Source organism: Nostoc sp. TCL240-02, from assembly GCF_013343235.1.
GTDB lineage: Bacteria > Cyanobacteriota > Cyanobacteriia > Cyanobacteriales > Nostocaceae > Nostoc.
The window spans coordinates 1,400,755-1,413,598 of record NZ_CP040094.1 but is presented as its reverse complement, the minus strand read 5'-3'; the positions used below and the strand labels follow the sequence as shown (position 1 = coordinate 1,413,598).

The window sequence follows — 12,844 nt, the reverse complement described above, 5'->3', positions numbered from 1 at the left end:
TGAATGCACCTATCTATGGTTATAAAGGTTGTAATTTGATGGTTATGTACTACATCAACTATCATGCAAGCTATTTAAGCTATTAATAGAGTTGTTCCAATCTAGGAAATAGAAAATATGAGAGTTTGGCTTGCTTGCTTTTTAGTGCTGTTTGCCTTGGCGGAATTATTTGACTGGTTGCAAGAATTTAATTTGCCACTACCTATCTATATTTTGGGTGGTGCTTTTTTAGCTGTTGCTTCTAACTATGATAAGATTATTGGCTCCTATTTTGATGATCCAAGTATCGAAGCATCGCTCGAACAACCCCGGTTAGATTCACTAACACCATCTACTAATCCCATTTCTTTCTCTATTGCCAGTGCTGTTGAAGATACTCCAACATCTCACACAGATGATTAGTGCCATTGCGGGACTTCAATGGCGAGAAACGGGAGAGGAAAAGAGCGAACTAGCGTCATAGCCTAGAGATCGCTATCGCTTATTTCTATAGTTGATGCTGCGCGTCAGCTTGCTTTAAGAGTAGAAATACGCCAAGGTTTCTCACCAACAAGTAAATTGCTACATTATATAGAGAAGCTCAGGTTAATTAGCTTTTAACCTAGAGTCCGAAAATTAACTTTTGCGCCTGCAACATCTACCCAATTCAGGCTACTGCCGCAAAGCTGTGATTAGTGGACTATTAAAAAAACTCCGTGTCCCTTTTATCATCAAAGTTCAGGATTCTCGTGAAACTTCCAAGAACAAAAGCTGGCCGCAAATTATTTTAGTTACCAGTGTGGGAGTCACCGCCTTTATCTGGGGAATTCGGGAACTCAAATGGTTACAGCCTTGGGAGTTAAGAGTTTATGATGAAATGTTGCGATCGCGTCCAGCACAAGCACCCGATAAGCGGATTTTGCTAGTAAAAATCACTGACGACGATCTTAAACGAGAGAAATGGACTATATCAGATCGGACAATCAATCAGCTATTAAAAAAAATCGAGTCTTATCAACCGCGAATTGTTGGTTTATATCTTTTCCAACCAGAAGACAACAATTTGGCAACTAATTTCCCAAATCAAGATAACATTGTCAGCACTTGTTTGTTCAGCAGTTTGGGTAGAGATGAAATTCCCCCTCCGACTAATTTTCCTATAGATAATGTTGGGTTTAGCGATGTCGTTTCTGACAATGAAAACGACCAAGTTCTCCGCCGTAGTTTGTTATTTGCTTACTCTACAGACAATAAATGTACAACATCATTTGCATTTGGGGCGCTAATAGCAATTAATTATCTAGAAAAGCAAGGTATTGAATACAAGTTTACTAATAAAGGAGAATTACAGTTAGGTAAAACTCTCTTTCCGCGTTTACAACCTAATTCCGGTAGCTATCAACATCTGGACGCAGATGGTTATCAAATATTATTAAATTACCGTCATCCCAACAGTCTTGCCGACCAAGTAACCCTAAGAGATGTTCTTGGTGGCCGAGTCAACCCCAATTTAGTTAAAGACCGCCTTGTAATTATTGGGACTACGGCGGCTAATCTCCCTCCTGGTGGTTTCTATACACCCTACAGCACTTTGCCAGATCAACCAGCTAAAATGCCTGCTCTGTTTGTTCATGCACAGATAGCAAGTCAACTCATCAGTACAGTGTTGGATGGGCGACCTCTAATTTGGTATTGGCCAGACTGGGCGGAATTTATTTGGATGTGGGGCTGGTCGCTTTTAGGTGGAATTATCGTATGGCGGTGGCAAAATCCCTTGCTGTTGTTAGTTGTGGGAGGGACAACTCTACTTGGGTTAGTAGGAATCTGCGTTGGTTTGTTTTTGCAAGCTGGATGGGTGCCTTTAATTCCCTCTGCTCTTACTTTGGTTGTTAGTAGTATTTGTGTGATTGCTTATACTAGCTACCAAAATCAGCGACAAACTCAGGTGATTATTCTGCAAGTTGAAAAACAACAAGAAGCGATCGCACAATTAAATGTACTCTTAGAAGATAAAACAGCAATTCCCGATTCGTCTGTTGATTTTCGTCTGCCAGTTGATTCACCAGAAATAAAATCAGGTAATTTGCTTTTGGGTGGACGCTACAAAATTTCTCAATTTCTTGGTTCAGGTGGATTTGGTCGGACTTATTTAGCACAAGATACTCAACGACCGGGTAATCCTACTTGTGTAGTTAAAAAGTTAATGCCAGCCCGTCAAGATACACGATTTTTGCAAGTTGCTCGCAGGTTGTTTCATAGTGAAGCTGAGATATTAGAATCTTTGGGTAAACATCATCAGATTCCTGAATTACTTGCTTATTTTGAAGATGACCAAGAATTCTATTTAATTCAACAATATATCGAAGGACATACTTTAAGTGAAGAATTACCACCTGTACAGGATCTGCAAAGCGAATCATTTGTCATAGAGATGTTCAAACAAGTTTTAGAAGTTCTAGAATTTATTCATCAGCATCGAGTGATTCATCGTGATATCAAACCAACTAATATTATTAGATGCACTCAAGATAATCGGCTGGTATTGATTGATTTTGGTGCAGTCAAATTGATGCAACCGCCGACTAGCGAGCAAACAGAATTAGCTACAGTAGCCATCGGGACACGGGGTTATGCTCCTCCAGAACAATTTGCAGGTCATCCCCACATCTGTAGTGACATTTACGCTTTAGGAATGATTGGTATTCAAGCCATAACTGGAATACCACCGCAAGAACTCCACCCAGATCCAGAAACGGGGAATGTGATGTGGCGGCAAACAGTGCCAGTCACGGAAGAATTGGCGGTCATTTTAGATAAAATGGTTTGCTATCATTTTAGCGATCGCTATCAATCAGCTGCCGCAGTGTTACAAGATTTAAAACGTATGTAGCTCTAGCAAACATCCCAAGGTAGGAATTTTAACTCTCACTCGCCAATTTCCGTCGTAATTCCCGAATTGCGGCGCTAGTATTACGGTCGTAGGCAATTTTTAAACACTCTGTGACTACCTCTGACACATCGATGTTAGGGAAATAACGGCTACTGCTTTCAACTGTGTAGCCATCGCCTTGCAATCTGTAAATTACAAGCTGGTTCTTCCTGAACAACCAAACTTCTGGTACTCGATAAGGCAGGTAGTCATTTACATCGGTGTAGCTGGTGATGTCTATCTCTACCACCAAATCGGGAGATGGATCAATGCCCCAATTGATGCGGTTTTTACCTGCTATCGCCTGCCAGTTTTCAATATAAAAACAGTAGTCTGGTTCTATACCACTTTTCTGTGGCATTTCCATTGTAATTGGGGTAAATGCTTCGTATTCTCGTCCTAGATGGTCGAGCAAAACTTTGACTACATCTGCAATTACACTTACTTTACGCCCATGTTCTGGTAGTGGTGCCATCAAGAGAATTTCTCCATCTCGATACTTGATACGAGGCGAAGAGCGATCGCCTAGTTGTTTATTCAGTGCTTGATAATCTTGCCAACTTCCGGGTAGGCGTACTACTGCGCCTGGGGGCAAATGGATTGTATCGGGTGTGACAACAGCGAACATAGAGCTTATACCTCCACTTCAACTGTAATGTAATACTTTACTAATCAATTGCTACGACTAAAAAATACAGCAGCGACAATAATTAAACCTAAAAGCGCTAGAGGAACCCAGAGATTAGGGATATCTGACAAACTCATATTTAATTACGAATTACGTTAGCGAGTATTCGAGCGTCATTACGAATTACGAATTATCTTAAACCAATGCCTCCTTTAGCGAATTCTTCAACCGTTTTCTGTGAAAACTCATGAGTTGCCATCGCTTGCAACATTGCCAATGGTAAAGTCAAATGATGGGCCCCGGCTTGCAATGATGCGGCTGCTTCTTCAGGAGATTTGATGCTAGCTGCCAAAATCTCTGTATCACTGCCTTTGAGGACGCTAGCCATATCCCGCACTAAGGCAATACCGTCACCTAACAACCGCGTAGCTCGATTTACATAAGCTATGGCAATTTTCGCTCCCGCCTCCCGTGCTACTGCTGCTTGTGCTGCACTGTAAATTGCTGTCACCGAACAGGTAATTTCTGGTGATAGACTCGCCACCACTTCAAAACCTAACGGCGTTGCGGGAATCTTCAAAATTGTTTGTGAACCAATAATCTCGAAAGCTTTTCTACCTTCAGCTAGCATCCCGGCTTTATCAGATGCCACAAGTTGATAGTATAAAGGGCCATTCGTCAAGGAAACCAAATTTTTGAGCGTGGTTTCTGGTGGAGTATCGCTTTGAGACAACAGCGTGGGATTGGTGGTAATGCCTTTCACCCATCCCCAAAGCTTAACAACTTCGGCTTCAGATGCGATCGCTGAGTCTAGATATAGTGCCATAATTCATCCCCGATTAATTCTCAGATATTAATCCATAACAGCCGTACACAGATATTTTGCCATTGCTTTCAGAGGATAATTTCTTTGATAGCGGTTCTTGTTTGGATGTAATACCCGGTAGAGGCGTACAGATGTACGCTCCTAGTGTATTCCACCGAATTTAAAACAGTTATACATAACAGCCTACACGGAGAACTTAAGATGACATCTCCAGAAACAGTTCTATGGCTACAAGAACGCACCACTTTAGGAATTCTCTCGCCTGAAGTGTTAAATGCGATCGCACAAGTAATTGAAGAACAAGTTGTGCCAGCTGAAACTGACTTAGTTAGTGAGGGTACTCCTCCAGAAGCACTTTATATTCTTGTAGAAGGTCAACTCGAAAGCAATACCACCAATGAAACCAACCCAGCCTTAGCTTGTGGATTCCTTCCCGGATCTGTGATTGAACTCAAAGAATTGCTGTTGGATGAATTAACTTCATTCACAATTACTACAGTAACCGAATGTCACTTCTGGGTTGTACCTGCTGCTAAATTTCGTCCATTAGTCACCCAATACCCTGAAATTGCTCAGGCTTTTTCCCGCCAATTGGCTCAAGAATTAGCTCAGGTAACATCTGCACTTGGTTACGAACAAGAACGTTCCATAGCTTTGCGACCATACTTAGTTACTAAAGCGCAACGGGGAATTGTCGGTACAAGTCGCTATGCTGTGCGGCTGCGCGAGCAAATTCGAGAAGCGGCGGCTGACCGCAAATCAGTGGATATTTTTGGAGAACCAGGGTTAGAAAAGGACAACATAGCAGCCCTTATCCACTTTGGTTCTCCAAAACGGCGAGAACCGATAATTAAAGTCAATTGCGGTATTCTGCAAACTAGCGGTGCAGATTTATTCGGTCGCGCTGGCGGTAAACCAGGACTGTTGGAATGGTTGGGAGAAGGTACTTTAGTTCTCAACAACATCCAAGAATTGCCTGAAGAATTATTGCCTCCCGTGACGCAGTTGCTCAAAACTGGCACATATACTCCCGTCAGTCGTTCTGGAGAGACAGCAGTCCAACCTCGTCCCAGTAAAGCACGCATTCTGATTGTTTCAGAAAAAACTCAGCCGACCATTGAACGTTCTGTTGGTCACATTATTAAAGTACCGCCCCTCCGGGTGCGGAAAGCTGATGTTCAAGCACAGGTTGAATATTATACTAGTCTCTACATTCGCTCTAGAGGGGTTCTGAAACCACACATCACCCCAGAAGCTTTACGTCGGCTACAGTCTTATGATTTTCCTGGGAACCTCAAGGAATTGAAAAATCTGGTTGAAAGAGCGATCGTCCAAGCTGAGGGTGCTAATGAATTAACAGAAGAAATTTTCTGGCCAGCCGAAGCGAAGAAAAAACGATTTCGCGTGAATCTGTTAAATGCCTATCCTAATTTGCGGCGGTTTTTGCGTAGTCCTTGGTGGCCCGATCGCATTAACTACGGTTTTACTGCAACGGCTTTTGCAATTATTGTTGCAATATTATTTATTGGGCCACAAACCCGCGATCGCAATTTCGTCTTAAATCTATTTTGGGCTTGGTGGTGGCCGTTCTTTTTATTTCTCTTTCCCTTTTTGGGACGCATCTGGTGTTCTGTTTGTCCCTTCATGATTTACGGGGAAATTACCCAAAAGTTATCTCTCTGGCTGTGGCCGCGAAAACTCAAGCGCTGGCCGAGAGAGGAAGCTGAGAAATGGGGCGGATGGTTCATGTTTGGTTTGTTCACCCTAATTTTCTTATGGGAGGAACTCTGGCATTTAGAGAATACCGCTTACCTCAGCGCTTGTTTACTGTTGTTAATTACTGCTGGGGCAATGATTTTCTCCACACTTTTTGAGCGGCGGTTTTGGTGTCGATATCTCTGCCCCATCGGTGGGATGAATGGTTTATTTGCCAAACTGTCAATGACAGAACTCCGCGCCCAGCAAGGAATATGTTCTGCCAGTTGCACTACTTATCAGTGTTATAAAGGTGGGCCACAAAAGGGCGAAGGCATGGAAACCAATGGATGTCCTTTATATTCGCACCCAGCGCAATTAGAAGATAACAGAGATTGCGTACTTTGTATGACTTGCTTAAAAGCCTGTCCCCATCGTTCCGTTGAATTCAACTTGCGTCCCCCTGCAATTGAACTGTGGACTACTCATGTACCCCGCACTTATGAAGTAGCATTATTATTTTTGCTCTTGGGTGGAATATATCTGCATCGCTTGCCAGAATTACAATCTTGGTTGGGGTTACAACTGGATTTAACTCAGTTTTGGGAGCATTTGGGATTATCACTGCTAGTGTTAATTATCCCAGCGATTTTTACCTTTGGGGCTTATGGCTTGCTGAAACTGTTGAACTTTAACCGAAAACCAAAATCATTTGTAGAACTTGCTTATGGCTATTTACCATTAGTGTTGGGGGGAAACTTAGCTCATTATCTGCGTTTGGGCTTAGGCGAAGGCGGGCGGATTTTGCCTGTTACCTTTGCTACTCTTGGTTTGAGTGGAGAACAATTGCCAATATTGGTTGCTCACCCGGCTGTGATTGCCTTTTTGCAAGGTGCAACGATAATTTTCTCAGTGTTGATGACTATGTTATTAACGCAAAAGATTGCCAAGCAACCAGTGCGATCGCTCCTTGGGCAATACCTAGCTGCGATCGCTTTGGGAGCTAGTTTGTGGGCAATTATCGTGTTCTAGCAATGTGTTACGACAAGCCACTGACGCTCCTTCTCCCAAGGGGAGACGCTACGCGAACGTCGCTACCGCTTCGCTAATGCGTCTACACTCCTTTGTATGCCATTCCACTCTAATCTTACTCCCCTTCCCTTGTAGGGAAGGGCTGGGGGTTAGGTCTGTATTATGACTAGAAAACCACTATATTCCACCAAGAAGTCTCTAATCACTTAGACTAGGTGCAAAAAGTGAGTTAAAAACATTCTTCTTCCCTACGAACGTGATAGAAAATACTTATATGATTTATGATTTTTGATTCATAGTGTAAGGATTACAGATAATGCATGTTCTAAAAAGATCCATCAAACCAGCACCTTATATATCATTCCTCCACATCTACCAAACTACTTGGGGGACAGCTGGTGATATTTGTTTAATCCGTGAATCGATTGCTGAAGAAAGTACAGCGAAGTTTATCGGTCACAAAGTCCAACTAGTAGTTCCAAAAGGGCTAGAGCGCGATCGCATCGCCAACTGTCCAATAATTAAAGTTGCAGGTAATGTCGGCGACGGACATCCTAAAGAGCATCCGTTGGAATGGGAGGCTTATGAAGGTGTAAGTGAAGAAATAGCTTTAGCGGCTCTCAAACCTTGGGGCTTCAAGTTAATTGAACTCTAATGTAGCAAACCAGGCTTCTAAATCCGCAATCGCCTGAAAATCCAACAATGCTTCACCGAGATTTTCTAATTGTTCTAAGGAGAGAGTTTCAATACGGTTTAGTACCTCTTGGGGTAATTCTCCCACCCGTCGAGTCATCTGACGGAGAACCAGCGCTCGTTCTCGTTGTTCGCCGCGTTGTTCGCCTTCAGCGAGAATTTCTTGATAAATCACTGACTCGCGCATCATACCCTCCCGGAATGTAGTTTGCAGAGGTTATCAAAAAGACTTCAAGGGGCGACATAGAGACTAGATTTAATTAGCTGCTACTCTAATGTACTAAACCAGATTTCTAAATCCGCGATCGCCTGAAAATCCAATAATGCTTCACCAAGATTTTCTAATTGCTCTAAAGAGAGAGTTTCAATACGGTCTAGCACCTCTTGGGGTAATTCTCCTACCCGTCGAGTAAGCTGACGGAGAATGAGCAATTGCCCTTCTGCCTTTCGTCCTCTTAGTTCTCCTCGTTGTTCGCCGCGTTGTTCGCCTTCAGCGAGAATTTCTTGATAAATTACTGACTCGCGCATCATACCCTCCCGAAATAATTGTCGAATCAAGTCTTGATTGTATTTTAACCCCGCTAAGATTTGGGTATACGCGGAAATTTCTGGTCGTTGTCTTGGCTCAAGTTGATTAACTTTGCCCACAACTTGTTGCAACAATGCTTGGGGTTGCGTGGTTGCCGCCAGTGGTGCTAATGGTAACAAAGCAGGATCGTTGAGGAATAGTTCGGGATTTTCTTCCCATAAGCGAATCACGCGATATTCATGACGGGTAGTTTCGACACTAAAGACAGTTTCAATTACTGTTCTTGGTGCAGGGGGAAGCAATAATACGACAACTTGCGTTATTGGTAGACGATACAAACGAAACAAGCGTACCCAATAATCTAGCATCCGCAAGGGTAGGGGTGGCGTAGATTCTAGTTTGGTTTGAAATTCCAGATGCAGAATGCGTCCTTGTAATTGTAAAAATGTTACATAATCAGCGCGAATTGGTTCAATGCTCAATTCGGTTTTGAGGACTGTGACGGAAGTTTGCGGTGTACCTAAAACCCAACTGGCAAAGGTAGCAGGATGTTTTTCGGACAGGAGTTTGCAGAGGTTATCAAAAGACATTAGCGATCGCTAACAATTGAACGAGGTATTGTTATTATCTCGTGCAGTGGTTTGAGTAGGCGATGTCTACGACGGGCTACGCCTACCTACCATCGCTCAGGCAAGCTCAGTATTATACTCTGAGCGTATCTTTTGAAATTCCTGTAGTATTTACATTAATATTCCATTTCTGGCTAGGTTAAGTTATCAGACGGTAAAAAGATAACTGTAGCGGTTCCAGTTTTACTAGTAAAAACCTAACTCCCTTCTCTTGCTCTACCAAGGAAAGGGCAGAAACAGCCTTTATTTCTAAAAAAATTACGAATTACGAATTACGAATTACGAATTATACAAATGTATCTGCACATAATTAAAAAGCGATCGTCGCCCTTTTTCCTTTTTCCCTTTACCATGTTGTTGACTCTCCTCCTCGCCTTGCCTTGGGTGAGCGCGAAAGAACAGCCGAAGCCTACACCGCAGGCGTGGCAGATTAACGGTATCGTAGCTGCCTTTGATGATGGATATGACGGAGTAAAGAAACTCACTTTTGCAATATTCAAGGAATATGATCTAAAAAATTTTAAATCGGTGGTTCAGAAACCAGAGGATATTGTTCAGAAAGCTGCCAAAATCCTCAAGGATAAAACCGTTGACCCCTCTGTTCGTTCCAGTGCAGCATCGGCATTGGGAAATCTGGGGGAGGCAGCCAAACCCTACGTCAAAGATATCGCTGACATCCTCAAGGATAAAACCGTTGACAATGATGTTCGTTCCGGTGCAGCAGAGGCATTGTCAAATCTGGGGGAAGCAGCCAAACCCTACGTCAAAGACATCCTCGACATCCTCAAGGATAAAACTGTTGACCCCTCTGTTCGTTTCGGTGCAGTAAAGGCATTGGGAAATCTGGGGGAGGCAGCCAAACCCTACGTCAAAGACATCCTCGGCATCCTCAAGGATAAAACTGTTAACCCCTCTGTTCGTTTCGGTGCAGCAGAGGCATTGTCAAATCTGGGGGAGGCAGCCAAACCCTACGTCAAAGACATCCTCAACATCCTCAAGGATAAAACCGTTGACCCCTCTGTTCGTTCCGGTGCAGTAAAGGCATTGGGAAATTTGGGGGAGGCAGCCAAACCCTACGTCAAAGACATCCTCGACATCCTCAAGGATAAAACTGTTGACTCCTCTGTTGGTAGATATGCAGCAGAGGCATTGTCAAATCTGGGGGAGGCAGCCAAACCCTACGTCAAAGACATCCTCGACTTCCTCAAGGATAAAACCGTTTACTCAAGTATTCGTAGATATGCAGCATTGGCATTGTCAAATCTGGGGGAGGCAGCCAAACCTTACGTCAAAGACATCGCTGGCATCCTCAAGGATAAAACCGTTGACAATGATGTTCGTTCCGGTGCAGCAGAGGCATTGTCAAATCTGGGGGAGGCAGCCAAACCCTACGTCAAAGACATCCTCGACTTCCTCAAGGATAAAACCGTTTACTCGTTTGTTCGTTCCGGTGCAGCAGAGGCATTGTCAAATCTGGGGGAGGCAGCCAAACCCTACGTCAAAGACATCCTCGACTTCCTCAAGGATAAATCCGTTGACTCAAGTGTTCGTTCCGGTGCAGCAGAGGCATTGGGAAATCTGGGGGAGGCAGCTAAACTCTACGTCAAAGACATCGCTGACATCCTCAAAGATAAAACCGTTGACAAAGATGTTCGTTCCGGTGCAGCATCGGCATTGGGAAATCTAGAGGAGGCAGCCAAACCCTACGTCAAAGACATCGCTGACTTCCTCAAGGATAAATCCGTTGACTCAAATCTTCGTTCCGGTGCGGCATCGGCATTAGGAAATCTGGGGGAGGCAGCCAAACCCTACGTCAAAGACATCCTCGACTTCCTCAAGGATAAAACCGTTGACAAAGATGTTCGTTACCGTGCAGCATGGGCATTGGGAAAGATAGAACAACTCAACCAAAATAATATTGTTGTAATTCTGGATAGCATCTATTACGCAGGTCAATCAGAATTTGAACAGTGGCGATTTTTGACATATTTCCTGGGTGGCGGCACTGATGAAGTCAAAACACTGCTTACATGGCTGGGTTTTCCTGATACTAAAACAATTCCTGCTTCATTAACACACGATCGCGGTGATAAAACTCTTAAAATATTTGCCCAAGTCTGGGAATCTAGCCAAGGTTTAACACGATTACGGGAAGACTTAGCAAAGCAAATTGCTGTAGTTGCGAGAAAAGTTTCTTGGCAACCACAAGATATTGTTATTTTAGAAAATCACTACAACAACCTCAAAAAAGCCGGCTCCAACGAAGCTGATTCGCTGCAATCAGTAATAGTTAATCTCAAAACTTGGCAGTGGTTTCTCAATGCCAGAACAACTATTTTGATTCATGCTGCCTTTTGGCTAGCCCTCATCTTCGCTTACCCCAAATTTCCCCAAGTTCAAGCAATCTTCTTCTGGAATCCTTGGGTGAGGCGCATTCTCGGTATTGGCTACGTCGGCTTAATTCTCACCTGGGTTCCCTTTTTTCGCGAAAAGTTATTTGAACCCTTCAAGCCTTCCCTACTAGCCGATGCCGGGTTAGATAATTTTAACCCCGAAGCTTACTTCCCAAACTCTAAAGTGAAAGTTCCCGGTGTAGAGGAACCTGTACCAATTACCCAAGTGCTACCTAGCATCAAAGGACAAGTCATCTTGGAAGGTGATTCTGGCTTGGGTAAGTCAATGTTTCTGCGCTATTTGGTAAAAACTTCTGGGCGGCTTGTGGTTTATCTACCTGCACACAAGTGTGACAAAGGGGTAATTGAGGCAATTCAAGCGAAGCTGCACGGACAAGCACAAGATGCTGATTTTCTCAAGAATTTAATTTACAGTGGCGCATTAGATATTTGCATTGACGGACTCAATGAAGTTACCGCCGACACCAGGGCAAAAATCTGTCAGTTTGCCGAAAGCTATTTCCGGGGTAACATCATCATGACCACCCAACCCCTACAGTGGACACCACCCTCAACAGCCAAAATATATAAATTGCTGCCCCTTGAAGAACCACAAATACAGCAATTTCTGATTTCCCGTCAGCCACGACTGCCCAAAAATGCCAAAGTTCAAGGTACTAATTATGAGCAAGCCACTGCTAGTTTTTTAACTAAAGCCCTCACTAATCAGCAATCACCACAGGAATTAAGCGCGATTGAGAAAGTTCTCTCTAATCCAATGGATTTAACTGTGGTAGCCCTGATGCTATCCCAAGGCGAATACCCCGATTTATTTCACTTGCAACAACATCAATATCAATTGATGGCAGCAGAATATTTGCAAGAATGGAACCAGGAATTTCCCTTGAAAAAATTCTCCGATGCTGTCTATCAAATGCGGCTGAAAGATGAGCAAGCGTTACCTGCGGATGAATTTTACCAAGTATTACAGTCATTGTCAGACGAGAAATATAAAATGGTTGTCAGCCGTCAGTGGCAAGACGAAAAAGGCGAAGCCAAGAGGGAATGGTATTTCCGCCACGATAAGATTATAGATTTCTTTTTGGTGCAGAACTTTCTCGGCGAGAGTGAGGAAGCTAAAAACCGTCTCATTGACCACATGGACGACCCCCGTTTTCGTGGTGTCTACTTTTTGCTAGCAACCTTACTCCCGTTAGATGCTGCTAAAGAACTGAAGGAAAAATTAGTTCAATACGCCGCCGATACCAAAGACCATACTGTGAGTGATACCTTTGTGCAACTGTTGCGACCAAGGTCGTGATATTAATTCGTAATTAAGAAAGAGACTTCTAGGCTGAGGGTCAACTCTTTAGAACTTACGCAAAACTATAAGCTGTAGAGACAACTTATGAATCATGGGATTCCGCCTACGCGGACTAAGGAAACAAGGGACTTAAGCCCCTTGTCTGGAACCCACGGAGGCGGATTTTGTTTGTGTAGACGCGGTTTAT

At 43.5% G+C, this 12,844-nt stretch carries 8 protein-coding genes and 1 pseudogene; 5 read left to right on the top strand and 4 right to left on the bottom strand.

Annotated elements, in window-relative coordinates:
* Positions 1 to 117 precede the first annotated feature (117 nt).
* Together FBB35_RS06280 and FBB35_RS06275 are read left to right on the top strand one after the other, a co-directional pair.
* Complete coding sequence (locus FBB35_RS06280; RefSeq protein ID WP_174708938.1) at positions 118 to 402, top strand: hypothetical protein; 285 nt, start codon at positions 118 to 120, stop codon at positions 400 to 402.
* Between the two features lie 265 nt (positions 403 to 667).
* Complete coding sequence (locus tag FBB35_RS06275; RefSeq protein ID WP_174713541.1) at positions 668 to 2,869, top strand: CHASE2 domain-containing protein; 2,202 nt, start codon at positions 668 to 670, stop codon at positions 2,867 to 2,869.
* 28 nt (positions 2,870 to 2,897) lie between these two features.
* Here FBB35_RS06275 and FBB35_RS06270 read toward each other — a convergent pair whose 3' ends face one another.
* Together FBB35_RS06270 and FBB35_RS06265 are read right to left on the bottom strand one after the other, a co-directional pair.
* A complete protein-coding gene (locus FBB35_RS06270; RefSeq protein WP_174708937.1) occupies positions 2,898 to 3,536 on the bottom strand; it encodes a Uma2 family endonuclease in 639 nt (212 codons plus the stop codon).
* 190 nt (positions 3,537 to 3,726) lie between these two features.
* Positions 3,727 to 4,362, bottom strand: a complete 636-nt coding sequence (locus FBB35_RS06265; RefSeq protein WP_174708936.1) for a transaldolase family protein — start codon at positions 4,360 to 4,362, stop codon at positions 3,727 to 3,729.
* A gap of 201 nt (positions 4,363 to 4,563) precedes the next feature.
* Between FBB35_RS06265 and FBB35_RS06260 the strand changes: the two genes are divergently transcribed.
* Positions 4,564 to 7,089 carry a sigma 54-interacting transcriptional regulator gene (locus FBB35_RS06260; RefSeq protein WP_174708935.1) on the top strand — a complete coding sequence of 842 codons (2,526 nt, stop codon included), beginning with the start codon at positions 4,564 to 4,566 and terminating at the stop codon, positions 7,087 to 7,089.
* Between the two features lie 316 nt (positions 7,090 to 7,405).
* Positions 7,406 to 7,744, top strand: coding sequence for a hypothetical protein (locus FBB35_RS06255; protein ID WP_114081426.1), 339 nt, complete (start codon positions 7,406 to 7,408; stop codon positions 7,742 to 7,744).
* Here the strand turns inward: FBB35_RS06255 and FBB35_RS06250 are convergent.
* Together FBB35_RS06250 and FBB35_RS06245 are read right to left on the bottom strand one after the other, a co-directional pair.
* Positions 7,730 to 7,996: pseudogene (locus tag FBB35_RS06250) on the bottom strand (DUF4351 domain-containing protein); the annotation flags it as partial. The gene FBB35_RS06255 and the pseudogene FBB35_RS06250 overlap by 15 nt on opposite strands.
* Positions 7,997 to 8,049: 53 nt before the next feature.
* Positions 8,050 to 8,901, bottom strand: a complete 852-nt coding sequence (locus FBB35_RS06245; protein WP_174708934.1) for a DUF4351 domain-containing protein — start codon at positions 8,899 to 8,901, stop codon at positions 8,050 to 8,052.
* Positions 8,902 to 9,234: 333 nt separating this feature from the next.
* Here FBB35_RS06245 and FBB35_RS06240 point away from each other — a divergent pair, with 333 nt between their 5' ends.
* Entirely contained in the window at positions 9,235 to 12,654 is a 3,420-nt protein-coding gene (locus tag FBB35_RS06240) for a HEAT repeat domain-containing protein (RefSeq protein WP_174708933.1), read from the top strand.
* Positions 12,655 to 12,844 lie beyond the last annotated feature (190 nt).